Below are 26361 nucleotides of genomic sequence, written 5' to 3'. Positions count from 1 at the left end.
TAACGCGAGGGTTAAAGAAGCGCTAACAAAATGCGGGCGGTAGCCGCACTTTGTTAGCGCCAGGTTTCACAGCTCTTGCTCGAACACGCCCAGGATCGCTTCATGCAGCTTCTGAGCGGTAAAGCCGCTGGACGGCGTGACGAAAATCGTGTCGTCGCCGGCGATAGTGCCGAGGATGCCCTGGGATTTGCCCAAGGAGTCAAGCAGGCGGGCGATCAGCTGTGCGGCGCCCGGACTGGTGTGGATCACCACGACGGCGTCGTTATGGTCGACGTCCAGCACCAGGTTCTTCAGCGGGCTGGTGGTGGTCGGCACGCCGAGTTCGGCAGGAAGGCAATACACCATTTCCATTTTGGCATTGCGCGTACGTACCGCACCGAACTTGGTCAGCATGCGCGATACTTTGGATTGGTTAATGTTTTCGAAGCCTTCTTCTTGCAGCGCCAAAACGATCTCGCCTTGAGAACTGAATTTTTCTTCTTTCAATAACGCTTTGAACGTCTTGATCAGATCTTCCTGTTTTGCGGGATTACGCATTTTGCACCGTGGAATGTTGATAATGGAAGTCATGATTATGCATATAGATGAATTTTTATGCAACAAAGGCCGACCCAAAGAAAATAAACATGACCGGGCGGCGAGGAAAGGGCGGCATTTTAACAAAATCCGGCCGTGATGAATATGCCCTTTTGACGTCGGAAAATCGGCCTGCGCTGGTAAATAAAATGTTATTAAAATGATGTTGTTCTGATGTTGCGTAAGGGTGTAATGTAACGGCCGGTTAACTTGCTCGTGAATAACCTCGCACTATTTTTGATTAGTGTGCGCTATGCCCTTCATGCGTAAGCGATTTAATCTAAAATGGGCGCGACAGCGGTCATTTTATTGCACCTGCAGGCAACAATTAGCTAATTTATTGTTTTTAAAGGTGTAATAATTTAAGGTCCGTCACCAACACATTCACGGCGCTTTATATATTTAAGACAATAAAGGAGTATAGGATGAAAGTTGCAGTTCTCGGTGCTGCTGGCGGTATCGGCCAGGCCCTCGCCCTTCTACTCAAAACCCAGCTTCCTTCAGGTTCTGAACTCTCTCTCTACGACATTGCCCCCGTTACCCCAGGCGTTGCCGTCGACTTAAGCCACATCCCAACCGCAGTTAAAATCAAAGGCTTCAGCGGCGAAGACGCGACCCCGGCTCTGCAGGGTGCGGACGTGGTGCTGATTTCCGCCGGCGTGGCCCGTAAGCCAGGCATGGATCGCTCTGACCTGTTCAACGTTAACGCCGGCATCGTGCGTAACCTGATTGAGCAAGTGGCGAAAACCTGCCCGAAAGCCTGCATCGGCATCATCACCAACCCGGTTAACACCACGGTCGCCATCGCGGCGGAAGTGTTGAAAAAAGCCGGCGTTTACGACAAGAACAAACTGTTCGGCGTGACTTCGCTGGATATCATCCGTTCCAACACCTTCGTGGCCGAGCTGAAAGGCAAGCAGCCGGAAGAGCTGAATGTGCCGGTCATCGGCGGCCACTCTGGCGTGACTATCCTGCCTCTGCTGTCGCAGATCCCTGGCGTGAGCTTCACCGATCAGGAAGTAGCGGATCTGACCAAACGCATTCAGAACGCCGGCACCGAAGTGGTGGAAGCCAAAGCCGGTGGCGGGTCTGCTACGCTGTCCATGGGCCAGGCGGCCGCGCGTTTCGGTCTGTCTCTGGTGCGCGCACTGCAGGGCGAGAAAGGCGTTGTGGAATGCGCTTACGTTGAAGGCGACGGCAAATACGCTCGCTTCTTCGCACAGCCGCTGGTGCTGGGTAAAAACGGCGTTGAAGAACGCAAGGATATCGGCACGCTAAGCGCCTTCGAACAGAAAGCGCTGAATGAGATGCTGGACGTGCTGCACAAAGATATCGAACTGGGCGAGAAGTTCATCAATAACTGATCGTCGCCGATAGTCAGCCGATAAACGCCGCCGGACGCTGTTCCGGCGGTTTTTTTTGCCCCGCGTTCACGATTTGATGCGGGCTTTTCGATCCAGCAGGCAATCGCTGTGCGGATCATAATAGCGGCTTGGCCAGATCTCCGATGGGTGGATGCCGATTGCTTCGGCGATCAGCCATTCCCCCTTCGGCCAGGGACGCGACAGCGCGTTGGCCAGCGTTGATGAGCTTAATCCGGCCTTGCGCGACACCGCCGCCAGCGTGGTGCCCTGTTTGCGTAACGCCGCGATGATATCTGCCGGATGCCAATCTGGGTTCCTTGAATTCATGTTTACATTCCTTTTCTGATTAGCCAAAGTTGCGTTAGTGGTATAACTAACGGATCAGGGTTAGGCGTTTGAACAACGTGAAACGCTTATTCGGAAACAAGAATACCATTAAATTTCCTAAAAAATACCCAAGTAATTTCCAAAAATGACTTTGCCCACTATTGCCCAGAGATGATGGCTATGAAAAACGAGTGGTTTGCCGCCAAGGAACTGACAGGCATCGCAGGATTACCTTCCTCACCACAGGGAATCAATCTGATGGCCCGGCGCGAAGGCTGGATAAGCCGCAGGCGTAAAGGCGTGCAGGGAAAAGCGTTGGAGTATCATATCGACAGCCTGCCGCCTGGCGCGCGCAACCTGCTGATGCTGAAAGAAGATGGGGCGGCGTATGACGTAGAACGCCAGGATCCGTTAGCGGTATGGATCGAGTATTACTACCATTTGACGGAGAGCGAGCGCGAGAAAATGGTGGCTTTCCTGATGCGGGAAGGGATAGGCGGCCTGCTGGCACGCATTGACGAAGAGAACAATACCTAGACAGGCCCGCATCAGCGGGCCTGATAAGAACGTTAAGAAATTTTTGTTTCTTAAAAGTCGCGTTGCACTGCCAGATGCGCCAGGCCTTCCAGCGCCGTGCGGTGCTCCGAGGCCGGCAAGACCTGCAGCGCGGCGATCGCCTTGTCGGCTTCTTCCTCGGCGCGTTGGCGAGTGTATTCCAGCGAACCGCATTGTTGCATCGCCTGCAATACCGGCTCCAGCAGATGACGACCGTTGCCTTGCTCAATCGCGCCGCGGATCATCTCACGCTGTGCGTCGTCGCCGTTGTGCATCGCGTGCAGCAGCGGCAGGGTCGGTTTCCCTTCATTCAGATCGTCACCGGTGTTTTTGCCCAGGGTGCTGCCGTCGGCGCTGTAGTCGAGCAGATCGTCGATCAGCTGGAAAGCGGTGCCGAGGTAGCGGCCATAATCTTGCAGCGCCTTCTCTTGCTCGGCGTTGGCGCCGGACAGGATCGCCGACGATTGCGCCGCCGCCTCAAACAGACGGGCGGTTTTGCTGTAGATCACCCGCATATAGCTTTCTTCGCTGATGTCAGGATCGTGCACATTCATCAACTGCAGCACTTCGCCTTCGGCGATGACGTTGACCGCCTCCGACATCAGCGCCAGCACGCGCAGCGATTCCAGGCTGGTCATCATCTGGAAGGCGCGGGTATAGATAAAGTCGCCGACCAGCACGCTGGCGGCGTTGCCGAACGCGGCGTTGGCGGTGGCTTTGCCGCGGCGCATGTCCGATTCGTCGACGACGTCGTCATGCAGCAGCGTGGCGGTATGGATGAATTCGATCAGGGCGGCGACGGTGACGTGCTTGTTGCCTTCATAGCCCAACGCTCGCGCCGCCAGGACGGCGATCATCGGCCGGATGCGTTTACCGCCACCGCTGATAATGTAATAGCCAAGCTGATTGATGAGCGTGACATCGGAATTCAGCTGTTCGAGAATTGTTGCGTTCACGGCCGCCATATCTTGCGCGGTTAACTCGGTAATTTGCTCTAGGTTCATTGTGTTTTTTTCAGCTGTGTTTCTCTTCACCGCGTTGAGATCGCTGCTCACATCGGTACATGGCGGTAACTGTCCCTATGATTGTACTTGAAAAACGGTTCAGATAAACGCCACGAAAGAAACTGTGTTTTTTTTCTTCTTTTTTGTACATCTGGTCTTATTCTGCTCTTGTCATGCGCCGCTTTTTTGCGTAGAATTCGCGCCCTATTGTGAATATTTATAGCGCGCTCTGAACTAACACAGTCGGGCACGCGGAAAGCGGAGTTTTATATGTACGCGGTTTTCCAAAGTGGTGGTAAACAACACCGAGTAAGCGAAGGTCAGACCGTTCGCTTGGAAAAGCTGGACATCGCAACTGGTGAAGCGGTTGAGTTTGACCAGATTCTGATGATCGCTAATGGCGAAGATATCAAAATCGGCGTTCCTTTCGTCGATGGCGGCAAGATCAAAGCTGAAGTCGTTGCTCACGGTCGTGGCGAGAAAATTAAAATTGTTAAGTTTCGTCGTCGTAAACACCACCGTAAGCAGCAGGGCCACCGTCAGTGGTTCACTGACGTTAAAATCACCGGCATCAGCGCTTAAGTTAGGAGAGCGGATTAATGGCACACAAAAAGGCTGGCGGCTCGACTCGTAACGGTCGCGATTCAGAAGCTAAACGTCTGGGCGTAAAACGCTTTGGCGGCGAAGCAGTACTGGCAGGCAGCATCATCGTTCGTCAGCGCGGCACCAAATTCCACGCTGGTACCAACGTGGGTTGCGGCAAAGACCACACTCTGTTTGCTTTGAAAGACGGTAAAGTCAAATTCGAAGTTAAAGGCCCGAGCAATCGTAAATTCATCAGCATCGAAGCTGAATAATTTTTCGAGCCTTACGAAATAGATGTAAGCCCCGCAATTCGTTGCGGGGCTTTTTACATTTATGGGTTGCCTGCGGGCAGCCCCGTCAGCGTTGGCGAAGGTAATATGGATACGAAGCAGCAGGTCGGCGTGGGTATTTCCCTGGCGTTAACCACGGCGGTTTGCTGGGGCGCGTTGCCGATCGCGATGAAAGAAGTGTTGGCGGTGATGGAGCCGTTTACCGTCGTTTGGTATCGCTTTACCATGGCCGCCATCGGTTTGGGCGTGATCCTCGCGGTGCGCGGCAAGCTGCCGCCGCTGAAGATGTTCCGTCAACCGCGTTGGCTGCTGCTGTTGGCGATCGCCACGGCGGGGCTGTTGGGCAACTTTGTGTTCTTCAGTTCCTCGCTGCAATACCTGAGCCCGACGGCGTCGCAGGTGATTGGCCAGCTGTCGCCGGTGGGCATGATGTTCGCCAGCGTGCTGATTTTAAAAGAGCGCATGCGCATCACCCAGGTCATTGGCGCCTTGATGCTGATTTGTGGACTGATGTTGTTTTTCAACGTCAGTCTGATAGAGATCTTTACCCGGCTGACGGACTACACGCTGGGCGTCATGCTGGGCGTGTGTGCGGCGATGGTCTGGGTGAGCTACGGCGTGGCGCAGAAGGTATTGCTGCGACGGCTGGCTTCGCCGCAGATCCTGGTTATGTTGTACACTTTATGTGCGATAGCGTTGTTCCCTCTGGCCAAACCCGAGGTGATTTTCCAGCTTAGCGGCTGGCAATTGGCGTGCCTGCTGTTTTGCGGCGCCAACACGTTGATCGGCTATGGCGCGCTGGCGGAAGCGATGGCGCGCTGGCAGGCGGCGCAGGTGAGTGCGTTGGTGACGCTGACCCCGCTGTTTACCCTGCTGTTTTCTGATTTATTGGCGCTGGCCTGGCCCCAGGCGTTCGCCGCGCCGACGTTAAATCTCGTCGGCTATGTTGGCGCGTTTGTGGTCGTGGCGGGCGCTATGTTTTCCGCAATTGGTCACCGGTGGTGGCCGCGACGGGCAGAACCCCCCCAGGTTGCTCCTTTGAAGCAGCCCGGTGAATGATTTACGGAGACGGTAAATGAAGTTTGTAGATGAAGCAGCGATTCTGGTCGTTGCAGGCGATGGCGGCAACGGATGCGTCAGCTTCCGCCGCGAAAAATATATCCCTAACGGTGGGCCTGACGGCGGCGACGGCGGCGACGGCGGTGACGTCTACCTGCTGGCGGACGAGAACCTCAATACCCTGATCGACTACCGCTTTGAGAAGTCTTTCCGCGCCGAGCGCGGTCAGAATGGCCAGAGCCGCGACTGTACCGGTAAACGCGGTAAAGACGTCATCATCAAGGTGCCGGTCGGCACGCGCGTGAAGGATCAGGGCACCGGCGAGATCCTCGGCGACATGACCCGTCACGAGCAGAAACTGATGGTCGCCAAAGGCGGCTGGCACGGTCTGGGCAACACCCGTTTCAAATCGTCGGTCAACCGTGCGCCGCGTCAGAAGACGCTGGGCACCGCCGGCGAAGCGCGCGATCTGTTGCTGGAGCTGTTGCTGCTGGCCGATGTGGGCATGCTGGGGCTGCCGAACGCCGGCAAATCGACCTTCATCCGCGCGGTGTCCGCCGCCAAGCCGAAGGTGGCCGATTATCCGTTTACCACGCTGGTGCCAAGCCTGGGCGTGGTGCGCATGGACCACGAGCAGAGCTTTGTGGTCGCCGACATTCCGGGGCTGATCGAGGGCGCCTCCGAAGGCGCGGGCCTGGGCATTCGCTTCCTGAAACACCTGGAGCGTTGCCGCGTGCTGCTGCACCTGGTGGACATTGCGCCGATCGACGAATCCGATCCGGTGGAAAACGCCAAAGTCATCATCAACGAGTTGAACCAATACAGCGAAAATCTGGCGCAGAAGCCACGCTGGCTGGTGTTCAACAAAATTGATGTGATTGGTGAGGAAGAAGCCGCCGAACGCGCCAAGGCGATTGTGGAAGGCATGGGCTGGGAAGGAAAGTACTACATGATCTCCGCCGCCAACCGCGAAGGCGTCAACGCGCTGTGCTGGGACGTGATGAACTTCATCAACACCCAGCCGAAAGCGATGGCGATCGAAGAAAGCGCGCCGGAAAAAGTCGAATTCATGTGGGACGACTATCACCGCGAACAGCTGGCGGAGATGGAATCGGAGGCGGATGACGACTGGGATGACGACTGGGACGAAGACGACGACGAAGGTGTCGAAATCATTTACCAGAAGTAATTCGATGATAAAGGGCTCAGCAACGCTGGGCCCTTATTATTTGAGCGCCTTTTCCGGCAGCCAACACTGGGCATTCAGGCCGCGCGCATCGCGGCGGTTTTCCAGCGTCAAGCGCCCCTGGTGCAGCTGCACGATGCGGATCACGATATTCAAGCCCAGTCCGCTGCCGCCATAGCGTTGATCCATGCGGCGAAACGCCTGCGTCAGCTCCCCGACCATCTCTTCCTTGATCCCCGGGCCATCGTCGATGACCTGCAGCAGATAACCGCGGTCCTGCGGCGTTAACCGCACCTGTATCGCGCCGCCTTCCGGGCCGTATCGGTGGGCGTTTTCGACCAGGTTGCGCAGCAGCAGCCGCAGCAGCACCGGATCGCCGTTCACCGCGGCGGCGGCCGGCAATTGCCAGGCCAGCGTTTGCCCGCGTTGGGCGGTCATTTCGTCGAGTTCTTCACGCAGCGGCTGGATCACATCGGCTACCCAATCGAAATGCTGGTAATGGCCGCTGGCAAAGTCTTGCCCGGCGCGCGACAGCATCAGCAACTGCTCGACGGTGTGCATCAGTTGATCGATGCGGGCGATCAGCGCCTGGCTGCCCTTGACGCCCTGTTTTTCCATCAGTTCCAGATGCAGGCGGATGCCGGCCAGCGGCGTGCGCAGCTCGTGGGCGGCGTCGGCGGTGAACAGGCGTTCCTGCTGAATGGTGTTGTCCAGCCGTGAGAACAGCTGATTGAGCGCATTGGTGACCGCCACCATTTCCTGGCTGTCGCTGGTGATCGGCAGCGGCGTCAGGTTATCGGCAGAGCGCTTTTCCAGCCGCTGCTGCAATTGGTTGAGCGGGCGGGTGATCCAGCTGATGGCCCAGAAAGACGCCAGCAGGGTCACGATCATCATGATCAGCGAAGGCGCCAACAGCGAGGCGATGGCTTCGGCGATCTCGGTATCGACGCGCTCGCTGCGCACTTTGGCGGACAGGGTTTCGTCCACCAGGAAGCTGATCTGTTCCTGGCTTTCGTGCCACAGCCAGAAGGCGCTGATGAGCTGCGTGACCAATAGGATCAGCGCCAACATCAGCAGCAGGCGGCGGCGCATGCTGATCATGAGGAAGGTTCCAGGCGGTAGCCGATGCCGCGCACGGTGCGGATGCGATCCTTGCCCAGTTTGCGACGCAGGTTGTGGATGTGCACTTCCAGCGTGTTGGAGCCCAGATCGTCTTGCCAGGTGTAGAGATCTTGTTGCAGGAGTTCACGGTTGACCGTCTGCCCGGCACGCATGATCAGGCGCGACAGAATGGCGAACTCTTTTGGCGTGACTTCCACCGGCTGTTGCTGCAGGTAGACCTGCTGGCTGGAGAGGTTCAGCTGCAGGTCATCCACCTGCATCAGATTGTCGCTGTGGCCCTGGTAGCGCCGCAGGAGGGCGCGCACGCGCGCCTGCAGCTCAACCAGCGCGAAGGGTTTGACCAGGTAGTCGTCGGCGCCGGCGTCCAGCCCGTCGACGCGATCTTCCAGGGCGTCGCGGGCGGTCAGGATCAGCACCGGCAGATCGATCTGCTGGCGGCGCCACTGCCGCAGCAGCGCCGCGCCGTCCATATCCGGCAGGCCGAGATCCAGGATCACCATGCTGTATTGGCTGGTGATGAGCAGGCTGTTGGCCTCCGCTGCCGTGGCGGCGCAGTCGCAGACGTAACCCTCGCCGGTCAGCGCCAACGCCAGCCCCTGTTGCAGCAGTTCATCATCTTCAACGACCAGCAGCTTCATGACGACCCTCAGTTGTTTTGGTAAATATCCCGATACAGGCGGCTTTCGAAGCGCACCAGCGGCGCGCGGCGCTGTTTCTGATCTTCCGGCGGCACGGCGTAGCCGGAGAGATACTGCACGAAGGCCATGCGCTGGCCGCTGGCGGTCGTGATGAAGCCCGCCAGGTTGTAGACGCCCTGCAGCGCGCCGGTCTTGGCCGACACCTTGCCGTCGACGCCGGCTTCATGCAGGCCGCCGCGGTAGCGCAGGGTGCCGTCATAGCCGGACAGCGGCAGCATCGAGATAAAGTTCAGCTCGTTGTCGTGCTGCGCGATGTACTGCAGCGCCTGCATCATGGTCGCCGGGGCCAGCAGGTTGTGGCGCGACAGGCCGGAACCGTCGGCGATGATGGTATTGCCCAGATCGATGCCGGCCTTTTGGCGCAGCACCTGGCGCACCGCATCGGAGCCCGCTCGCCAGGTGCCCGGCACGCCGAAGCGCTCATGGCCGATGGTGCGGAAGACGGTATCGGCAATCATGTTGTCCGACTTTTTCAGCATGATCTTCAACAGATCGTGCAGCGGTGCCGACTGGGTTTGCGCGATCACCGTGCCGGTAATGCCGGGACGCGTCTGGCGTTTCAAATGCCCGTCGATCTGGATGCCGGCCTGCGTCAGCTCGTCTTTCAAGATGGCGCCCGCATAGCTGGCGCCGTCCTGGATGGCGAAGGCCAGCGGCAACGGCTCGCTGCGCTGCGTCAGGCAGCCGGTCAGGGTAAAGCGGTTCAGCTCGCCCGGCACCACGTCCAGCTCGCAGTACTGCGCGTCTGCCGAGCCGCGCGCCAGGGTGCGCACCTGGCTAAACATATTAACCGGATAATAGGAGGCGACGCGGATAAACGCCATGTCGCCCGGATTCGGCGCGCTGTACAGCGAGACCGAGAAACAGTTGCGATCGACGATGGCGGCGGCCGGCGGCGCGCTGAAGCACTGCGTCAGATCGTTCCACGGCCAACCGGGCGCTTTGTCATGGCTGGCGAAGACCGAGGTATCGACCAGCACATCGCCGCTGATTTGGCGCACGCCTTGCTTTTTCAGGACGGCCACCATATTGCGCAGGCTCTGGCGTTTGAAGGTCGGATCGCCGCTGAAGCGAGCGATCAGGTTGCCGCGCAGCACGCCGTCGCGGATATCGCCCTGGCTCTCCAGCGTGGTGGTGAAACGGTAATCGGGCCCGAGTTGCAGCAATGCCGCCAGCGCCGTCAGCACTTTTTGGGTACTGGCCGGCAGCGCCATTTGCTGAGAGTGGTAATCGATCGTCGGCGAGCCGGCGCCGATCTTCTGAACGACCAGGGCAAGGTTGGCCCCATCAGGCAGATATTGTGTGTACTCTTCAACCGGGGCCGCATTCGCATTCAGAACAAATGCGCAAGCCAATGCACTGACAATTCGTGAAAAACGCATAATCTCGGGATAACAGCTGGATAACGTGCCGTCATACTACGGTGCAATCAGGGAAAAAGTAAACGATGACCCTCAAGGAACTCTAGGCTAAAATGCGTATCAAAATGCAAAACCGATCTTGGCTTGGGCTCCGTTCCGAGTCAGGTTTCTTTTGTTTGTCGCCTGGAGGCGGGGGGCGGTATGCCAACCGTGTTTTCATACGAATACGTCAGGATGACGGTTATTTGAACAGGAAAGATTTAGAGGTATTTATACGATGAACCAAATTCCGATGACCTTGTTTGGCGCTGAAAAACTGCGCGAAGAGCTCGAATATCTGAAAAGCGTGCGCCGCCCGAAAATCATTGCGGATATCGCTGAAGCGCGTGAACACGGCGACCTGAAAGAAAATGCCGAGTACCATGCCGCCCGCGAACAGCAGGGTTTCTGTGAAGGCCGCATTCAGGAAATCGAAGCCAAGCTGTCCAATGCTCAGGTGATCGACATCACCAAGATGCCGAACACCGGTCGGGTGATCTTCGGCGCCACCGTATCGGTGATGAATCTGGACAGCGAAGAAGAAGTGACTTACCGCATCGTTGGCGACGATGAGGCCGATTTCAAGAAAAATCTGATTTCGGTAAACTCGCCGATGGCGCGCGGCCTGATCGGCAAAGAGCAAGACGATGTGGTGGTGATCAAAACCCCAGGCGGCGACGTGGAATACGAGATCCTGAAGGTCGAGTATCTCTGATCGGGACCGTTGGTCATTAATGCGCCAACGTTTTGTAAAGATAGGAAAAAGGCCGCAAGCGGCCTTTTATCTTGGTCAGGCGCATGGCACCTTTTCGTTAACCTGATGGTTATTAACGCGGTAGACTGATCTTGCGCTCTTTCGACGGGCGGTAAAGAATAAGCGTACTGCCGATAACTTGCACATTGCAGGCGCCCGTTTCACGCACGATAGCGTCGGCGATCAGGGTCTTGGTTTCGCGATCTTCAGCGGCGATTTTTACCTTGATCAGCTCATGATGCTCCAGAGCCTGTTCAATTTCAGCCAGCACCCCTTCGGTAAGACCGTTATTGCCCAGCATCACCACCGGTTTTAACGGATGCGCCAGGCCTTTCAGGTGCTGTTTTTGTTTATTATTCAGATTCATTGTCTTTTTTGCTTAAGTTGGGATTGAAAACGGTACATTCTACCGCCATCTCATGTATATCACCAAATCGGTCTTCACCGGTGTGAGTCTACGTGAGCAGCGACCCTGACATAAGACTCTTTTTATGATAGTTGGAAAACGAGATGGCTAATAAAAAGCGTTCGGCTAGCTCCAGTCGCTGGTTACAAGAACACTTTAGCGATAAATATGTACAGCAGGCGCAGAAAAAGGGACTGCGTTCCCGTGCCTGGTTTAAACTTGATGAAATACAGCAGAGCGACAAACTGTTCAAACCGGGCATGACCGTGGTTGACTTGGGCGCCGCACCGGGCGGCTGGTCGCAGTATGTGGTCACCCAAATCGGCGGTACCGGGCGCATCATCGCCTGTGATATTTTGCCAATGGATCCTATCGTTGGCGTCGATTTCCTTCAGGGCGATTTTCGTGATGAACTGGTGCTGAAGGCACTGTTGGAACGAGTAGGCGAGAGTAAGGTTCAGGTGGTCATGTCCGATATGGCCCCGAATATGAGTGGCACCCCGGCGGTCGATATTCCAAGGTCGATGTATCTGGTGGAGTTGGCGCTGGATATGTGTCGTGATGTCCTCGCACCAGGCGGAAGTTTCCTGGTGAAGGTGTTCCAGGGAGATGGCTTTGACGAGTACCTACGGGAAATTCGCTCCCTGTTTACGAAGGTTAAGATTCGTAAGCCAGACGCTTCCCGCGCCCGTTCGCGCGAAGTGTACATTGTAGCGACAGGGCGCAAACTGTAGTACCCTAACGCTGTTTGTTAACACAGTTGTAAGATGAGGTTAATCCCTTGAGTGACATGGCGAAAAACCTAATTCTCTGGTTAGTCATCGCGGTAGTGTTGATGTCTGTATTCCAGAGCTTTGGGCCCAGCGAGTCGAATGGCCGTAGGGTGGATTACTCTACCTTCATGTCCGAACTGACCCAGGACCAGGTTCGCGAAGCGCGAATCAACGGACGTGAAATTAACGTTACCAAGAAAGACAGTAACAAATACACGACCTACATCCCTGTCAACGATCCTAAGTTGCTGGATACGTTGTTAACGAAGAATGTGAAAGTTGTCGGCGAGCCGCCTGAAGAGCCGAGCCTGCTGGCTTCTATCTTTATCTCTTGGTTCCCGATGCTGTTGCTGATCGGGGTCTGGATCTTCTTTATGCGGCAAATGCAGGGCGGCGGCGGCAAGGGCGCGATGTCCTTCGGCAAGAGCAAGGCCCGCATGCTGACGGAAGACCAGATCAAGACCACTTTCGCCGATGTCGCCGGGTGTGACGAAGCGAAAGAAGAGGTGAGCGAACTGGTGGAATACCTGCGCGAACCGAGCCGTTTCCAGAAGCTGGGCGGCAAGATCCCGAAAGGCGTGCTGATGGTTGGCCCGCCGGGGACCGGTAAAACGCTGTTGGCGAAAGCGATCGCCGGCGAAGCGAAGGTACCGTTCTTCACCATTTCCGGTTCCGACTTCGTCGAAATGTTCGTCGGCGTGGGTGCATCCCGCGTGCGCGACATGTTCGAACAAGCGAAGAAAGCCGCGCCGTGCATCATCTTCATCGATGAAATCGACGCCGTCGGTCGCCAGCGTGGCGCCGGCCTGGGTGGCGGTCACGATGAGCGCGAGCAGACCCTGAACCAGATGCTGGTTGAGATGGACGGTTTCGAAGGCAACGAGGGCATCATCGTCATCGCGGCGACCAACCGTCCGGACGTGCTTGACCCCGCGCTGCTGCGCCCGGGCCGTTTCGACCGTCAGGTCGTGGTCGGGCTGCCGGATGTGCGTGGCCGTGAGCAGATCCTGAAGGTGCACATGCGCCGCGTGCCGTTGGCGGCCGACATCGACGCCTCCGTCATTGCGCGCGGCACGCCGGGCTTCTCCGGTGCCGATCTGGCCAACCTGGTCAACGAAGCGGCGCTGTTCGCAGCCCGCGGCAACAAGCGCGTGGTGTCGATGGTGGAGTTCGAGAAAGCCAAAGACAAGATCATGATGGGTGCGGAACGCCGCTCCATGGTGATGACTGAAGCGCAGAAAGAGTCGACCGCGTATCACGAAGCGGGCCATGCCATCATTGGCCGCCTGGTTCCTGAACACGATCCGGTGCACAAGGTCACCATCATTCCTCGTGGCCGGGCGCTCGGCGTGACCTTCTTCCTGCCGGAAGGGGATGCGATCAGCGCCAGCCGTCAGAAGCTGGAGAGCCAAATCTCCACCCTGTACGGCGGTCGTCTGGCGGAAGAGATCATCTACGGGCCGGAAAAAGTCTCTACCGGTGCGTCGAACGATATCAAAGTGGCGACCTCCATCGCCCGCAACATGGTGACCCAATGGGGCTTCTCCGAGAAGCTGGGGCCGCTGCTGTATGCGGAAGAAGAGGGCGAAGTGTTCCTGGGCCGTTCCGTGGCCAAGGCGAAGCACATGTCGGATGAAACCGCGCGTATCATCGACCAGGAAGTGAAGTCGCTGATCGAACGCAACTACACGCGTGCTCGCTCGCTGCTGATGGAAAACATGGACATCCTGCACTCGATGAAGGATGCGTTGATGAAGTATGAAACCATCGATGCGCCGCAGATCGATGATCTGATGAATCGCAAAGACGTGCGTCCGCCGGCGGGCTGGGACGATGCGAACAAAGGCAACAGCTCCGACAACGGCGGCACGCCAAAAGCCCCGACGCCGGTAGATGAGCCGCGCACCCCAACGCCGGGCAACACCATGTCCGAACAGCTCGACAAGTAACAGCGGCTGTGTAATAACATCAAACCCCGGCATGCCGGGGTTTTTTTTGCCCGGCGGGCAGTGAACCAGGCAACAGTAAGGTGGACCAACCATGCAGTTAACCGTGCGCGACATGACGCTCAATCTCTCCCATCCTCAGGTGATGGGCATCCTCAACGTGACGCCGGATTCGTTTTCCGACGGCGGCCGCCACAACACCCTGAACCAGGCGCTGGTGCATGCGCACGCGCTGATTTCGGCCGGCGCCACGATGATTGATATCGGCGGCGAATCGACAAGACCGGGGGCGGCGGAAGTGAGCGAAGAGGAGGAGCTTGAGCGGGTCGTGCCGGTGGTGGAAGCGCTGGCGCAGCGTTTTGAAGTCTTTATCTCGGTCGATACCTCGAAAGCGGGTGTGATCCGCGAATCGGCGCACGCCGGCGCACATTTGATCAACGACATCCGTTCGCTGCAGGAGCCGGGCGCCCTGGCGGCGGCGGCGGAAAGCGGTTTGCCGGTCTGCCTGATGCACATGCAGGGGCAGCCGCGCACCATGCAGCAGGCGCCCCACTACGACGATCTGATCGCCGACGTTCAGACGTTTTTCGAGCACCATATCCGGCGCTGTAACGAGGCGGGGATAACAAATCAGAAATTGCTGCTCGACCCAGGCTTCGGTTTCGGTAAAAATTTGGCGCACAACTATCAGCTTCTGGCCCGGTTGTCGGAATTTCATCGTTTCGGTTTGCCGCTGTTGGTCGGCATGTCGCGCAAATCGATGATTGGACAACTGCTGAACGTGCCGCCGGATCAACGGGTTATCGGCAGCGTGGCCTGCGCGGTGATCGCGGCGATGCAGGGGGCGCAGATTGTCAGAGTGCATGACGTTAAAGAAACCGTCGAGGCGATGCGTGTCGTCGAGGCAACACTTTCAGCTAAAGGACAGTAGAGACATGAGCGAGCGCAAATATTTTGGCACCGACGGCATCCGAGGCAAGGTCGGGGACAGCCCCATCACGCCGGACTTCGTGCTGAAACTGGGCTGGGCGGCCGGTAAAGTGCTGGCGCGTCACGGTTCCCGCAAGATCATCATCGGTAAGGATACGCGCATCTCCGGATATATGCTGGAGTCCGCTCTGGAAGCCGGCCTGGCGGCCGCCGGATTGTCCGCCTCCTTCACCGGGCCGATGCCCACGCCGGCGGTGGCCTACCTGACGCGCACCTTCCGCGCGGAAGCGGGCATTGTCATCTCCGCTTCGCACAACCCGTTCTATGACAACGGCATCAAGTTCTTCTCGATCGACGGCGCCAAATTGCCGGACAACGTCGAAGAGGCGATCGAAGCCGAAATGGAAAAACCGCTGACCTGCGTGGAGTCCGCCGAGCTGGGTAAAGCCAGCCGTATCATCGATGCCGCCGGCCGCTATATCGAATTCTGCAAAGGCACCTTCCCGAGCGAGCTGAGCCTGAAGGGGCTGAAAATCGTGGTTGACTGCGCCAACGGCGCGACTTACCACATCGCGCCGAGCGTGCTGCGCGAGCTGGGCGCCACGGTGCTCGCCATCGGCGTTGAGCCGGACGGGATGAACATCAACGAAAAATGCGGCGCTACCGATGTGCGTCAGCTGCAGGAGCGCGTGTTGCAGGAAAAAGCGCACGTCGGCCTGGCGTTCGACGGCGACGGTGACCGCGTGATGATGGTGGATCACCTGGGCAACAAGGTGGACGGCGACCAGATCCTTTACATCATCGCCCGTGAAGGCCTGCGTCAGGGCCAGCTGCGCGGCGGCGCGGTCGGCACCCTGATGAGCAATATGGGGCTGGAGCTGGCGCTGAAACAGCTGGGCATTCCGTTCGCTCGCGCCAAAGTGGGCGACCGCTACGTGCTGGAGAAGCTGCAGGAGTTGGGCTGGCGTATCGGCGCGGAAAACTCCGGCCATGTGATCCTGCTGGACAAAACCACCACCGGCGACGGTATCGTGGCCGGGCTGCAGGTGCTGACCGCCATGGTGCGCAACCACATGAGCCTGCATGACCTGTGTAGCGGTATGAAGCTGCTGCCGCAGATCCTGGTCAACGTGCGCTTCGCCGGCGAGCACAATCCGCTGGAGTCTGATGCGGTGCGCAAAGTCACCGAGCAGGTGGAGGCCGAGCTGGCCGGCCGCGGCCGGGTACTGCTGCGCAAATCGGGCACCGAGCCGCTGATCCGTGTGATGGTGGAAGGTGAAGACGAGCAGCAGGTGACCGCGCTGGCGCATCGCATCGCCGACGCGGTGAAATCCGCAGGTTAAAACAGACAGTTAGCCGCCGGGCTTGGCATCGCTGAGCCCGAACAGGCGATTGTTGGCGTTTTTTTCCGCAAACGCGCCGGCGGCTGCAAATTGCCCTTGCGCGGGTTGGCGGCTTTGGTTAGTATTCACACCCGCTTCAGTAGGCAGTTTATAAAAACGCCTGCTTGATGAGTGTGAAGCATTTGGCATGCGGTAAGGCCGCAAGGATACGGGTACTACTATGTACGAAGCTCTTCTGGTAATTTTCCTGCTGATCTCAATCGGGCTGGTTGCTCTGATTATGTTGCAGCAAGGTAAAGGCGCTGATATGGGAGCCTCTTTCGGAGCAGGTGCATCAGGCACATTGTTCGGTTCGAGTGGTTCCGGTAACTTTATGACCCGCATGACTGCTGTGCTGGCGACGCTGTTCTTCGTCATCAGCCTGATTCTGGGCAACCTCAGCAGCAACCAGAGCAAGAAAGGCAGCGAGTGGGAAAACCTGGGTCAGCCAGTGAAAACTGAGCAGACGACCGCGCCGGCGGCACCAGCCAAGCCGAGCAGCGATATCCCGCAGTAAGCCGCAACAAAGTTTGAAAACGGTGGTTGTGAACTCGAAAGAACAACGGCCGTTAGCAGTAAGAATCAGTACCGAGGTGGTGGAATTGGTAGACACGCTACCTTGAGGTGGTAGTGCCCTAACGGGCTTGTGGGTTCGAGTCCCATCCTCGGTACCAAATCCCAGAGATAACTTGCAATTTTGCGATTATCGGCGTAGTATTTGCCACGTTTTCGGACGCGGGGTGGAGCAGCCTGGTAGCTCGTCGGGCTCATAACCCGAAGGTCGTCGGTTCAAATCCGGCCCCCGCAACCACTTTCCTTTAAGTGTTTATTTTCAAATACACTTTTCGATTGAAACCCGCTTTTCTCGATCAACATTTGAAAATGACACTTGCTCGAAAGTTGTACCGAGGCCGCCTAGCGGCAAACAGGGTCCAGTTGCATAAAGCCCCGATTTTTCGGGGTTTTTTGTTATTTGGCAACAGAATCACTGGGCTATTTAGCCCTTTTTTTATGTCTTGGGGGTGGGCTTGTCCACATTAGAGCAAAAGTTAACAGAGATGCTTTCGGCACCGGTAGAAGCGTTGGGCTTTGAGCTTGTAGGCATCGAATTCATTCGTGCGCGCCAATCGACGCTCCGCATCTATATTGATAGTGATAACGGCATCAATGTTGATGATTGCGCTGATGTCAGCCACCAGGTCAGCGCTGTATTGGACGTCGAAGATCCAATCACGGTCGCTTACAACTTGGAAGTCTCCTCTCCTGGCCTTGATCGCCCGATGTTCACCGCAGAACACTATACGCGTTACCTCGGTGAAGAAGTCAGCCTGGTCCTGCGCATGGCGGTACAGAACCGTCGCAAGTGGCAGGGTATTATCAAGTCTGTCGAAGGCGAGATGATCACGGTTACTGTGGAAGGGAAAGATGAAGTGTTCGCGCTGAGCAACATCCAGAAAGCGAACCTGGTACCCCACTTTTAAAGTTTGGAAGAGGCAACTAGGATGAACAAAGAGATTCTGGCTGTTGTTGAAGCAGTTTCCAATGAAAAATCCCTTCCGCGCGAGAAGATTTTCGAAGCGCTGGAAACTGCATTAGCCACCGCAACCAAGAAAAAATACGAGCAGGAAATCGACGTGCGCGTCAGCATTGACCGCAGAACCGGCGATTTCGATACCTTCCGCCGTTGGGTCGCCGTAGACGAAGTGACTCAGCCGACGCGTGAAATCACGCTGGAAGCCGCTCAGTTTGAAGATCCGAGCATCGAGCTCGGCGGATACGTCGAAGATCAGATCGAATCCGTGACCTTCGACCGCATCACCACCCAAACCGCCAAGCAGGTTATCGTGCAGAAAGTGCGCGAGGCCGAGCGCGCGATGGTGGTCGACGCTTTCCGTGAACACGAAGGTGAGATCGTCACCGGCGTGGTGAAGAAAGTGAACCGTGACAGCATCGCGCTGGATCTGGGCAACAACGCCGAAGCGGTCATTGGCCGTGAAGACATGCTGCCGCGCGAAAACTTCCGTCCGGGCGACCGCATTCGCGGCGTATTGTATGCCGTACGTCCCGAAGCTCGCGGCGCGCAGCTGTTCGTCAGCCGTTCCAGCCCGGAAATGCTGAAAGAGCTGTTCCGCATCGAAGTGCCGGAAATCGGCGAAGAAGTGATCGAGATTAAAGCGGCAGCCCGCGATCCAGGCTCCCGTGCGAAAATTGCAGTGAAAACCAACGACAAGCGTATCGATCCGGTCGGCGCCTGCGTAGGTATGCGCGGTGCGCGCGTTCAGGCCGTGTCGAGCGAGCTCGGCGGCGAACGCATCGATATCATCCTGTGGGATGATAACCCAGCGCAATTCGTCATCAACGCCATGGCGCCGGCCGACGTCGCGTCGATCGTGGTAGACGAAGATAACTGCACCATGGATATCGCCGTTGAAGCCAGCAACCTGGCGCAGGCGATCGGCCGTAACGGCCAAAACGTGCGTTTGGCTTCCCAGCTGCTGAAACAACACCGCGGCGACGATCGTTGGGAACTGAACGTGATGACGGCGGACGACCTGCAGGCCAAGCACCAGGCCGAGGCTCATGCCGCTATTGATACCTTCACCAAGTATCTTGATATCGACGAAGATTTCGCCACCGTACTGGTTGAAGAAGGCTTCTCCACGCTGGAAGAGCTGGCCTACGTGCCGATCAAAGAGCTGTTGGAAATCGACGGTCTGGATGAAGATACGGTTGAAGCATTGCGCGAACGCGCCAAAGCTGCATTGACCACGCTGGCCCTGGCACAAGAAGAAAGCCTGGGCGACAACAAACCGGCCGACGATTTGCTCAACCTGCCGGGTCTTGAGCGCAGCATGGCCTTTAAACTGGCCGCGCGTGGGGTTTGTACGCTGGAAGATCTTGCCGAGCAGGGTGTTGACGATCTGGCTGATATTGAAGGGCTTAGCGATGAGCAAGCCGGCGAGCTGATCATGGCTGCACGCAATATCTGTTGGTTTGGCGACAACGCGTAATAACTGTAGCAGGAAGGAACAGCATGACGACAGATGTAACCGTAAAATCGCTGGCAGCAGAGATTCAGACTCCGGTTGATCGCCTGGTACAGCAGTTTGCTGATGCAGGGATCAACAAGTCCGAGTCGGACTCTGTTACCCAGCAAGAAAAAGAAACATTACTGGCGCACCTGAACCGTGAACACGGCAGCGCGCCGGGTAAACTCACTTTGCAGCGCAAAACGCGCAGCACCTTGAATATCCCGAGCACCGGCGGTAAAAGTAAATCGGTGCAAATTGAGGTCCGCAAGAAACGCACTTATGTAAATCGCGATACGCAGGAAGCCCAGTTGGCTGAAGCGGCAGAGCAGGCACAGCGTGAAGCGGAAGAGCAGGCACGGCGCGAAGCGGAAGAGCTCGCAAAACGCGAAGCGGAAGCGAAGCGCGCAGCCGAAGAGCAAGCCAAACGTGAGGCCGCGGAGATTGCTAAGCGTAATTCAGCGGAAAAAGAAAAAGTGACCAATCAACATACCGACGAAATGACCAAGCCAGCTCAGGCGGAAAAAGCACGCCGTGAAGCCGAAGCCGCTGAACTGAAACGTAAAGCGGAAGAGGAAGTGCGCCGCAAGGTTGAAGAGGAAGCCAAGCGCGTGGCGGAAGAAGCCCGTCGCATGGCCGAAGAGAACGGCGAGAAGTGGGCCCAGGCCGACGCGGCTAGCGCTGCGGTTGAAAGCGCCGACTATCACGTGACCACCTCTCAGCACGCCCGTGCCGCTGAAGACGAAAACGACGCCAAAGTTGAAGGCGATCGCCGCAGCCGCACCCGCGGCGGCAAAGCCACCAAGCAGAAGAAAGGCAACAAGCTGTCCGAATCCAAAGCGGATCGCGAAGAAGCGCGTGCCGTTACCCGTGGCGGCAAAGGCGGCAAACGCAAGCCTAGCGCTCTGCAGCAGGGCTTCAACAAGCCGGCGCAGGTGGTTAACCGTGACGTGGTGATCGGTGAAACCATCACCGTGGCCGAGCTGGCCAACAAGATGGCGGTCAAAGGTTCTCAGGTCATCAAAGTGATGATGAAACTGGGCGCCATGGCCACCATCAACCAGGTTATCGACCAGGAAACCGCACAGCTGGTTGCCGAAGAGATGGGCCACAAAGTTATCCTGCGTCGTGAAAACGAGCTGGAAGAAGCGCTGATGAGCGACCGTGATACGGGCGCTGCGGCCGAGCCGCGCGCGCCGGTCGTGACCATCATGGGCCACGTTGACCACGGTAAAACCTCTCTGCTGGACTACATCCGCTCCACCAAAGTGGCGGCGGGCGAAGCCGGCGGCATTACCCAGCACATCGGTGCCTACCACGTAGAAACCGAGAACGGCATGATCACCTTCCTGGACACCCCGGGCCACGCCGCGTTTACCTCGATGCGTGCTCGCGGTGCTCAGGCGACTGACATCGTGGTTCTGGTGGTGGCGGCCGACGACGGCGTGATGCCACAAACCATCGAAGCTATCCAGCACGCGAAAGCGGCGCAGGTGCCATTGGTGGTTGCGGTGAACAAAATCGACAAACCGGAAGCCGATCCGGACCGCGTTAAGCAGGAACTGTCTCAGTACGGCGTTATGCCGGAAGAGTGGGGCGGCGAAGCGCAGTTCGTTCACGTGTCCGCGAAAGCCGGTACCGGTATCGACGAGCTGCTGCAGGCCATCCTGCTGCAGGCCGAAGTGCTGGAGCTGAAAGCGGTTCGCAGCGGCATGGCGAGCGGCGTAGTGATCGAGTCCTTCCTGGATAAAGGCCGTGGCCCGGTTGCTACCGTGCTGGTTCAGGAAGGTACGCTGAACAAGGGCGATATCGTCCTGTGCGGCTTCGAATACGGCCGCGTGCGTGCGATGCGTGACGAGCTGGGTCGTGAAGTGACCTCCGCCGGTCCGTCTATCCCTGTGGAAATCCTGGGTCTGTCCAGCGTGCCTGCAGCGGGTGACGAAGCGACCGTGGTGCGTGACGAGAAGAAAGCGCGTGAAGTGGCGCTGTACCGTCAGGGCAAGTTCCGCGAAGTCAAACTGGCGCGTCAGCAGAAGTCCAAGCTGGAAAACATGTTCGCCAACATGACCGACGGCGAAGTGTCCGAGCTGAACATCGTACTGAAATCCGACGTACAGGGTTCTTGCGAAGCGATCAGCGACTCGCTGCTGAAACTCTCCACCGACGAAGTGAAGGTGAAGATTGTCGGCTCCGGCGTAGGTGGGATCACCGAAACCGACGCGACGCTGGCTGCGGCTTCCAACGCCATCATCCTGGGCTTCAACGTGCGTGCCGACGCTTCTGCGCGCCGCGTGATCGAAGCGGAAAGCCTGGATCTGCGTTACTACTCCGTGATCTATAACCTGATCGACGAAGTGAAGCAGGCGATGAGCGGTATGCTGGCGCCGGAATACAAGCAGCAGATCATCGGCCTGGCCGAAGTGCGCGACGTGTTCAAATCACCTAAGTTCGGCGCTATCGCCGGCTGTATGGTTACCGAAGGGACCATCAAGCGTCACAACCCAATCCGCGTACTGCGCGACAACGTGGTTATCTATGAAGGCGAGCTGGAATCCCTGCGTCGCTTCAAAGATGACGTTAACGAAGTCCGTAACGGCATGGAATGTGGTATCGGCGTTAAGAACTATAACGACGTGCGCGTCGGCGACATGATCGAAGTGTTCGAAATCATTGAGATCCAACGCACCATCGCTTAACGATTGCACATCTGCTTATATCTGTTTACGGGGGGCCTTTGTGCCCCCCGATTTGTCTGGAGAATCCAAAATGGCAAAAGAATTCAGCCGCGGTCAACGCGTGGCGCAAGAGATGCAGAAAGAGATTGCGATCATTCTGCAGCGTGAAGTGAAAGATCCGCGCGTCGGCATGGCGACCGTTTCCGGCGTGGAAGTGTCCCGCGACCTGGCGTATGCCAAGGTTTACGTCACCTTCCTGAACGTGCTGACCGAGAACCATGATCCGGATCTGGTCACCAACGGCATCAAAGCGTTGCAGGACGCTTCCGGCTATATCCGCACCCTGCTGGGCAAAGCGATGCGCCTGCGCGTGGTGCCGGAGCTGACCTTCGCTTACGACAACTCCCTGGTGGAAGGCATGCGCATGTCCAACCTGGTGACCAACGTGGTGAAGAACGACGCAGAGCGCCGTTCCGCCTCAGGCGATGACAAGGAGGATTAATGAGTCGCCCTCGTCGCCGCGGCCGTGACATCCACGGCGTGCTGTTGCTGGACAAGCCGCAGGGGTTGTCGTCCAACGATGCGCTGCAAAAAGTAAAACGTCTGTACAACGCCAACCGAGCGGGCCATACCGGCGCGCTCGATCCGTTGGCGACCGGCATGTTGCCTATCTGTCTGGGCGAAGCGACCAAGTTTTCGCAATACCTGCTCGATTCCGACAAGCGCTATCGAGTGATCGCCAAGCTGGGGCAGCGTACCGATACCTCCGACGCCGACGGGCAGATCGTGCAGGAGCGCCCGGTGAACTTCACCCAGGCGCAGCTCGACGCGGCGCTGGACACCTTCCGCGGCGATATCCAGCAGGTGCCGTCGATGTATTCGGCGTTGAAATACCAGGGCAAGAAACTCTACGAGTATGCGCGCCAGGGCATCGAAGTGCCGCGCGAAGCGCGCAGCATTACGGTGTACGAGCTGCAGTTTATCCGCTGGGAAGGGGATGAACTCGAGCTGGAGATTCACTGCTCGAAAGGCACCTACATCCGCACCATCACCGACGATCTCGGCGAGCTGCTGGGCTGCGGCGCGCACGTGATCTATCTGCGCCGCCTGCAGGTGGCGACTTATCCCATCGCGCGCATGGTGACGCTGGAACAGCTGAACGCCTTGGTGGCGCAGGCGCAGGAACAAGCGATCGCGCCCGGCGAGCTGCTCGATCCGCTGCTGATGCCGATGGACAGCCCGGTTGAGAACTATCCGGAAGTGAATTTGCTGCCGGTGGTGGCGGGTTACGTCAAGCAGGGGCAACCGGTGCAAGTGGCCGGCGCGCCGGCATCTGGCCTGGTGCGCATCACCGAGGGTGAAGAGCGGAAATTCATCGGCGTTGGCGACATCGCCGAGGATGGTCGCGTGGCGCCGCGCCGCCTGGTGGTCGAGCATTTCGACTGACGGCGGGGCACTGCGTCGCCTTGCGATCGCACTGCGCTAAGAGTAGAATGGCGCAGCTTATGCATTGGGTTGCTGAATTAGAGATCGGCGCCTGTTTTTATTATCTATAATCTGGAGTATTACAATGTCTCTAAGTGTTGAAGCTAAAGCTCAAATCGTAGCTGATTTCGGTCGTGGTACTAACGACAGCGGTTCTACCGAAGTTCAGGTTGCCCTGCTGACTGCGCAGATCAACCATCTGCAAGGCCACTTCTCCGAGCACAAAAAAGATCACCACAGCCGTCGTGGTCTGCTGCGTATGGTTTCTCAGCGTCGTAAGCTGCTGGACTACCTGAAGCGTAAAGATGTAGCACGTTACACCAGCCTGATCGAGCGTCTGGGTCTGCGTCGCTAATCTAGCAAGTTTCAGTGGAAAGGGGCCTATTTTGGCCCCTTTCTTCTAGGAAGCATAAGCAAATCAGGTTAATGTATTACTGATGTTTCCAAACAGGTTCTTCCGTTACAGAGGTTCGCGCGGCTAATGAGAGGCTTTATCTCCCGCCTGAGATAAGGATTGTCATTAGTCGCGAGGATGTAGTGAGAAGGCAAATCGAGTCACAGGCGTGTCGAGTCGTCAATGCGATTGCGCGCCGTTAATCAAGGATATAATTTTGCTGACACCGATCATTCGCAAATTCCAGTATGGCCAGCATACCGTCACCATCGAAACCGGTATGATGGCGCGTCAGGCCACCGCCGCCGTTATGGTGAGCATGGATGACACCGCCGTATTCGTTACCGTCGTTGGCCAGAAAAAAGCCAAGCCGGGCCAGAGCTTCTTCCCGCTGACCGTTAACTACCAAGAGCGTACCTACGCCGCCGGCCGCATCCCGGGCAGCTTCTTCCGCCGCGAAGGCCGTCCGAGCGAAGGCGAGACGCTGACTTCCCGTCTGATCGACCGTCCGATCCGTCCACTGTTCCCGGACAGCTTCCTGAACGAAGTTCAGGTGATCGCGACCGTAGTTTCCGTTAACCCGCAGGTGAACCCGGACATCGTTGCGATGATCGGCGCCTCTGCCGCCCTGAGCCTGTCCGGTATTCCGTTCAACGGCCCAATCGGCGCTGCGCGCGTAGGTTACATCAACGATCAGTACGTACTGAACCCGACGACCGACGAACTGAAAGAAAGCCGTCTGGATCTGGTGGTTGCCGGTACCGCCGGCGCGGTGCTGATGGTGGAATCCGAAGCTGACGTGCTGAGCGAAGATCAGATGCTGGGCGCCGTGGTGTTCGGCCATGACCAGCAGCAAGTGGTTATCGAAAACATCAACGCGCTGGTTGCCGAAGCCGGCAAGCCGAAGTGGGATTGGCAGGCGCCTGCGGTCAACGAAGCGCTGCACGCGCGCGTGGCTGAACTGGCTGAAGCTCGCCTGGGCGACGCTTACCACATTACCGAAAAACAAGAGCGTTACGCTCAGGTTGACGCGATCAAAGACAGCGTGGTTGAAACCCTGCTGGCGCAGGACGAAACGCTGGACGCCGGCGAAATCCAGGACATCCTGGGCACCGTCGAGAAGAACGTGGTGCGCAGCCGCGTACTGCGTGGCGAGCCGCGTATCGACGGCCGTGAAAAAGACATGATCCGTGGCCTGGATGTGCGCACCGGCGTACTGCCGCGCACCCACGGTTCCGCGCTGTTCACCCGTGGCGAAACTCAGGCGCTGGTTACCGCGACCCTGGGCACCGCGCGCGACGCACAGAACCTGGACGAGCTGATGGGCGAGAAGACCGACAGCTTCCTGTTCCACTACAACTTCCCTCCGTACTCCGTAGGCGAAACCGGCATGGTCGGTTCTCCTAAGCGTCGTGAAATCGGTCACGGTCGCCTGGCGAAACGCGGCGTATTGGCTATGATGCCTAAACCGGAAGATTTCCCGTACACGGTTCGCGTGGTGTCTGAAATCACCGAGTCCAACGGTTCTTCTTCCATGGCTTCCGTGTGCGGCGCGTCTCTGGCGCTGATGGACGCCGGCGTGCCAATCAAGGCTGCCGTTGCGGGTATCGCGATGGGCCTGGTGAAAGAAGCCGACAACTATGTGGTTCTGTCCGACATTCTGGGTGACGAAGATCACCTGGGCGACATGGACTTCAAAGTGGCCGGTAGCCGCGACGGTATCACCGCGCTGCAGATGGACATCAAAATCGAAGGCATCACCCGCGAAATCATGCAGGTGGCTCTGAACCAGGCCAAGGGCGCGCGTCTGCACATCCTGGGCGTAATGGAACAGGCTATCAGCACTCCGCGCGGCGATATCTCCGAATTCGCACCGCGTATTCATACTATCCGCATCAACCCGGATAAAATCAAAGACGTGATCGGTAAGGGCGGTTCCGTTATCCGCGCGCTGACCGAAGAGACTGGCACTACCATCGAAATTGAAGATGATGGTACAGTTAAAATCGCTGCGACCGACGGTGAGAAAGCGAAATTCGCTATTCGTCGCATCGAAGAGATCACGGCAGAGATCGAAGTGGGCCGTATCTACCAGGGTAAAGTGACCCGTATCGTTGATTTCGGCGCATTCGTCGCTATCGGCGGTGGTAAAGAAGGCCTGGTGCACATTTCTCAGATCGCCGACAAGCGCGTTGAGAAAGTGACCGACTATCTGCAGATGGGTCAGGAAGTGCCGGTTAAGGTACTGGAAGTTGACCGTCAGGGCCGCGTGCGTCTGAGCATCAAAGAAGCGATGGCGCCGGAAGCAGGTTCACCTGCGCCTGAAGCAGAATAATTGTATAGATAGTTTTACAGCTCCCCGCCACGGGGTTGGGAGCTGTTCGTATCGCGCGGGTAGGATGCCCGCGTTTTAGCAAACGG

At 57.6% G+C, this 26361-nt stretch carries 26 protein-coding genes and 2 tRNA genes; 21 read left to right on the top strand and 7 right to left on the bottom strand.

Translation table 11 applies throughout. The features are described from left to right. Positions 1-66: 66 nt before the first annotated feature. Complete coding sequence (gene argR / locus ACSBQS_RS16120) at positions 67-537, bottom strand: transcriptional regulator ArgR (RefSeq protein WP_016929335.1); 471 nt, start codon at positions 535-537, stop codon at positions 67-69. 464 nt (positions 538-1001) lie between these two features. Between argR and mdh the strand changes: the two genes are divergently transcribed. Further along, the gene (mdh, locus tag ACSBQS_RS16115) at positions 1002-1940 is read left to right on the top strand and encodes a malate dehydrogenase (protein ID WP_033636811.1); all 939 of its coding nucleotides are present in this window, start codon (positions 1002-1004) and stop codon (positions 1938-1940) included. Positions 1941-2006: 66 nt separating this feature from the next. Here mdh and ACSBQS_RS16110 read toward each other — a convergent pair whose 3' ends face one another. Then, on the bottom strand, positions 2007-2267 hold the full coding sequence (locus ACSBQS_RS16110; protein ID WP_004933567.1) for a helix-turn-helix domain-containing protein: 261 nt from the start codon (positions 2265-2267) through the stop codon (positions 2007-2009). A 180-nt stretch (positions 2268-2447) separates the two neighbouring features. On the opposite strand from ACSBQS_RS16110, the gene ACSBQS_RS16105 reads away from it, so the two are divergent. Beyond that, positions 2448-2804 (top strand): DNA-binding protein, encoded by a 357-nt coding sequence (locus tag ACSBQS_RS16105; RefSeq protein ID WP_033651481.1) that lies wholly within the window; start codon positions 2448-2450, stop codon positions 2802-2804. A 50-nt stretch (positions 2805-2854) separates the two neighbouring features. Here ACSBQS_RS16105 and ispB read toward each other — a convergent pair whose 3' ends face one another. After that, positions 2855-3826 (bottom strand): octaprenyl diphosphate synthase, encoded by a 972-nt coding sequence (ispB, locus tag ACSBQS_RS16100; protein WP_033641648.1) that lies wholly within the window; start codon positions 3824-3826, stop codon positions 2855-2857. 270 nt (positions 3827-4096) lie between these two features. On the opposite strand from ispB, the gene rplU reads away from it, so the two are divergent. The 4 genes from rplU (at position 4097) to cgtA (ending at position 6949) form a co-directional block, all read left to right on the top strand. Further along, on the top strand, positions 4097-4408 hold the full coding sequence (gene rplU / locus ACSBQS_RS16095; protein ID WP_004933561.1) for a 50S ribosomal protein L21: 312 nt from the start codon (positions 4097-4099) through the stop codon (positions 4406-4408). A gap of 17 nt (positions 4409-4425) precedes the next feature. Next, positions 4426-4683, top strand: a complete 258-nt coding sequence (rpmA, locus tag ACSBQS_RS16090) for a 50S ribosomal protein L27 (RefSeq protein ID WP_004933559.1) — start codon at positions 4426-4428, stop codon at positions 4681-4683. Positions 4684-4788: 105 nt separating this feature from the next. Beyond that, positions 4789-5760, top strand: coding sequence for a DMT family transporter (locus ACSBQS_RS16085; protein WP_033651479.1), 972 nt, complete (start codon positions 4789-4791; stop codon positions 5758-5760). A gap of 16 nt (positions 5761-5776) precedes the next feature. Further along, positions 5777-6949 carry an Obg family GTPase CgtA gene (gene cgtA, locus ACSBQS_RS16080; RefSeq protein WP_033641651.1) on the top strand — a complete coding sequence of 391 codons (1173 nt, stop codon included), beginning with the start codon at positions 5777-5779 and terminating at the stop codon, positions 6947-6949. 36 nt (positions 6950-6985) lie between these two features. Here cgtA and pmrB read toward each other — a convergent pair whose 3' ends face one another. Genes pmrB through dacB form a run of 3 tightly spaced genes read right to left on the bottom strand, consistent with a single transcriptional unit; the run spans position 6986 to position 10148 of the window. Continuing rightward, complete coding sequence (gene pmrB / locus ACSBQS_RS16075) at positions 6986-8047, bottom strand: two-component system sensor histidine kinase PmrB (RefSeq protein WP_033641653.1); 1062 nt, start codon at positions 8045-8047, stop codon at positions 6986-6988. Next, on the bottom strand, positions 8044-8706 hold the full coding sequence (pmrA, locus tag ACSBQS_RS16070; RefSeq protein ID WP_033641655.1) for a two-component system response regulator PmrA: 663 nt from the start codon (positions 8704-8706) through the stop codon (positions 8044-8046). Before pmrA ends, pmrB begins: the two co-directional genes overlap by 4 nt. 8 nt (positions 8707-8714) lie before the next feature. Further along, positions 8715-10148 carry a serine-type D-Ala-D-Ala carboxypeptidase gene (gene dacB / locus ACSBQS_RS16065; protein ID WP_025159591.1) on the bottom strand — a complete coding sequence of 478 codons (1434 nt, stop codon included), beginning with the start codon at positions 10146-10148 and terminating at the stop codon, positions 8715-8717. Between the two features lie 256 nt (positions 10149-10404). On the opposite strand from dacB, the gene greA reads away from it, so the two are divergent. After that, positions 10405-10881 (top strand): transcription elongation factor GreA, encoded by a 477-nt coding sequence (gene greA / locus ACSBQS_RS16060; protein WP_004933539.1) that lies wholly within the window; start codon positions 10405-10407, stop codon positions 10879-10881. Between the two features lie 112 nt (positions 10882-10993). Here greA and yhbY read toward each other — a convergent pair whose 3' ends face one another. Beyond that, positions 10994-11287, bottom strand: a complete 294-nt coding sequence (yhbY, locus tag ACSBQS_RS16055) for a ribosome assembly RNA-binding protein YhbY (protein WP_004933536.1) — start codon at positions 11285-11287, stop codon at positions 10994-10996. Positions 11288-11430: 143 nt separating this feature from the next. On the opposite strand from yhbY, the gene rlmE reads away from it, so the two are divergent. From rlmE to pnp, 14 genes are all read left to right on the top strand, one after another. Further along, positions 11431-12060 carry a 23S rRNA (uridine(2552)-2'-O)-methyltransferase RlmE gene (rlmE, locus tag ACSBQS_RS16050; RefSeq protein WP_004933533.1) on the top strand — a complete coding sequence of 210 codons (630 nt, stop codon included), beginning with the start codon at positions 11431-11433 and terminating at the stop codon, positions 12058-12060. 56 nt (positions 12061-12116) lie between these two features. Beyond that, the gene (gene ftsH / locus ACSBQS_RS16045) at positions 12117-14048 is read left to right on the top strand and encodes an ATP-dependent zinc metalloprotease FtsH (protein WP_004933529.1); all 1932 of its coding nucleotides are present in this window, start codon (positions 12117-12119) and stop codon (positions 14046-14048) included. A gap of 91 nt (positions 14049-14139) precedes the next feature. Further along, positions 14140-14976 (top strand): dihydropteroate synthase, encoded by an 837-nt coding sequence (gene folP, locus ACSBQS_RS16040; RefSeq protein ID WP_042783532.1) that lies wholly within the window; start codon positions 14140-14142, stop codon positions 14974-14976. Between the two features lie 4 nt (positions 14977-14980). Then, positions 14981-16318, top strand: a complete 1338-nt coding sequence (gene glmM / locus ACSBQS_RS16035; protein WP_033641659.1) for a phosphoglucosamine mutase — start codon at positions 14981-14983, stop codon at positions 16316-16318. Between the two features lie 220 nt (positions 16319-16538). Beyond that, the gene (gene secG, locus ACSBQS_RS16030; RefSeq protein WP_004933519.1) at positions 16539-16874 is read left to right on the top strand and encodes a preprotein translocase subunit SecG; all 336 of its coding nucleotides are present in this window, start codon (positions 16539-16541) and stop codon (positions 16872-16874) included. Between the two features lie 70 nt (positions 16875-16944). Then, positions 16945-17031: transfer RNA gene (locus ACSBQS_RS16025), tRNA-Leu, on the top strand. 60 nt (positions 17032-17091) lie between these two features. Then, positions 17092-17168, top strand: a tRNA-Met gene (locus ACSBQS_RS16020). A 217-nt stretch (positions 17169-17385) separates the two neighbouring features. Then, positions 17386-17838 carry a ribosome maturation factor RimP gene (rimP, locus tag ACSBQS_RS16015; protein WP_033644179.1) on the top strand — a complete coding sequence of 151 codons (453 nt, stop codon included), beginning with the start codon at positions 17386-17388 and terminating at the stop codon, positions 17836-17838. 21 nt (positions 17839-17859) lie between these two features. Next, positions 17860-19368 carry a transcription termination factor NusA gene (nusA, locus tag ACSBQS_RS16010; protein ID WP_004933514.1) on the top strand — a complete coding sequence of 503 codons (1509 nt, stop codon included), beginning with the start codon at positions 17860-17862 and terminating at the stop codon, positions 19366-19368. A 23-nt stretch (positions 19369-19391) separates the two neighbouring features. Further along, on the top strand, positions 19392-22082 hold the full coding sequence (gene infB / locus ACSBQS_RS16005) for a translation initiation factor IF-2 (protein WP_019453339.1): 2691 nt from the start codon (positions 19392-19394) through the stop codon (positions 22080-22082). Positions 22083-22152: 70 nt separating this feature from the next. Beyond that, positions 22153-22563 carry a 30S ribosome-binding factor RbfA gene (gene rbfA / locus ACSBQS_RS16000; RefSeq protein ID WP_004933508.1) on the top strand — a complete coding sequence of 137 codons (411 nt, stop codon included), beginning with the start codon at positions 22153-22155 and terminating at the stop codon, positions 22561-22563. Then, on the top strand, positions 22563-23507 hold the full coding sequence (gene truB / locus ACSBQS_RS15995) for a tRNA pseudouridine(55) synthase TruB (RefSeq protein WP_033641660.1): 945 nt from the start codon (positions 22563-22565) through the stop codon (positions 23505-23507). The genes rbfA and truB overlap by 1 nt, the downstream gene beginning before the upstream one ends. A gap of 124 nt (positions 23508-23631) precedes the next feature. Continuing rightward, a complete protein-coding gene (gene rpsO, locus ACSBQS_RS15990) occupies positions 23632-23901 on the top strand; it encodes a 30S ribosomal protein S15 (protein ID WP_004933502.1) in 270 nt (89 codons plus the stop codon). A gap of 256 nt (positions 23902-24157) precedes the next feature. Continuing rightward, entirely contained in the window at positions 24158-26275 is a 2118-nt protein-coding gene (gene pnp, locus ACSBQS_RS15985; RefSeq protein ID WP_016929321.1) for a polyribonucleotide nucleotidyltransferase, read from the top strand. Positions 26276-26361 lie beyond the last annotated feature (86 nt).

The sequence above is a fragment of the Serratia sp. H402Y genome (assembly GCF_051172415.1).
Classification (GTDB): Bacteria; Pseudomonadota; Gammaproteobacteria; order Enterobacterales; family Enterobacteriaceae; genus Serratia; species Serratia ureilytica.
Note: the sequence above shows the minus strand (reverse complement) of the source record. Positions and strands in the feature narration are given on the sequence as shown.

Coding starts and splice junctions, on each gene's coding strand:
- argR (WP_016929335.1), bottom strand. CDS start 537: ATGCGTAATCCCGCAAAACAGGAAGATCTGATCAAGACGTTCAAAGCG.
- mdh (WP_033636811.1), top strand. CDS start 1,002: ATGAAAGTTGCAGTTCTCGGTGCTGCTGGCGGTATCGGCCAGGCCCTC.
- ACSBQS_RS16110 (WP_004933567.1), bottom strand. CDS start 2,267: ATGAATTCAAGGAACCCAGATTGGCATCCGGCAGATATCATCGCGGCG.
- ACSBQS_RS16105 (WP_033651481.1), top strand. CDS start 2,448: ATGAAAAACGAGTGGTTTGCCGCCAAGGAACTGACAGGCATCGCAGGA.
- ispB (WP_033641648.1), bottom strand. CDS start 3,826: ATGAACCTAGAGCAAATTACCGAGTTAACCGCGCAAGATATGGCGGCC.
- rplU (WP_004933561.1), top strand. CDS start 4,097: ATGTACGCGGTTTTCCAAAGTGGTGGTAAACAACACCGAGTAAGCGAA.
- rpmA (WP_004933559.1), top strand. CDS start 4,426: ATGGCACACAAAAAGGCTGGCGGCTCGACTCGTAACGGTCGCGATTCA.
- ACSBQS_RS16085 (WP_033651479.1), top strand. CDS start 4,789: ATGGATACGAAGCAGCAGGTCGGCGTGGGTATTTCCCTGGCGTTAACC.
- cgtA (WP_033641651.1), top strand. CDS start 5,777: ATGAAGTTTGTAGATGAAGCAGCGATTCTGGTCGTTGCAGGCGATGGC.
- pmrB (WP_033641653.1), bottom strand. CDS start 8,047: ATGATCAGCATGCGCCGCCGCCTGCTGCTGATGTTGGCGCTGATCCTA.
- pmrA (WP_033641655.1), bottom strand. CDS start 8,706: ATGAAGCTGCTGGTCGTTGAAGATGATGAACTGCTGCAACAGGGGCTG.
- dacB (WP_025159591.1), bottom strand. CDS start 10,148: ATGCGTTTTTCACGAATTGTCAGTGCATTGGCTTGCGCATTTGTTCTG.
- greA (WP_004933539.1), top strand. CDS start 10,405: ATGAACCAAATTCCGATGACCTTGTTTGGCGCTGAAAAACTGCGCGAA.
- yhbY (WP_004933536.1), bottom strand. CDS start 11,287: ATGAATCTGAATAATAAACAAAAACAGCACCTGAAAGGCCTGGCGCAT.
- rlmE (WP_004933533.1), top strand. CDS start 11,431: ATGGCTAATAAAAAGCGTTCGGCTAGCTCCAGTCGCTGGTTACAAGAA.
- ftsH (WP_004933529.1), top strand. CDS start 12,117: ATGGCGAAAAACCTAATTCTCTGGTTAGTCATCGCGGTAGTGTTGATG.
- folP (WP_042783532.1), top strand. CDS start 14,140: ATGCAGTTAACCGTGCGCGACATGACGCTCAATCTCTCCCATCCTCAG.
- glmM (WP_033641659.1), top strand. CDS start 14,981: ATGAGCGAGCGCAAATATTTTGGCACCGACGGCATCCGAGGCAAGGTC.
- secG (WP_004933519.1), top strand. CDS start 16,539: ATGTACGAAGCTCTTCTGGTAATTTTCCTGCTGATCTCAATCGGGCTG.
- nusA (WP_004933514.1), top strand. CDS start 17,860: ATGAACAAAGAGATTCTGGCTGTTGTTGAAGCAGTTTCCAATGAAAAA.
- infB (WP_019453339.1), top strand. CDS start 19,392: ATGACGACAGATGTAACCGTAAAATCGCTGGCAGCAGAGATTCAGACT.
- rbfA (WP_004933508.1), top strand. CDS start 22,153: ATGGCAAAAGAATTCAGCCGCGGTCAACGCGTGGCGCAAGAGATGCAG.
- truB (WP_033641660.1), top strand. CDS start 22,563: ATGAGTCGCCCTCGTCGCCGCGGCCGTGACATCCACGGCGTGCTGTTG.
- rpsO (WP_004933502.1), top strand. CDS start 23,632: ATGTCTCTAAGTGTTGAAGCTAAAGCTCAAATCGTAGCTGATTTCGGT.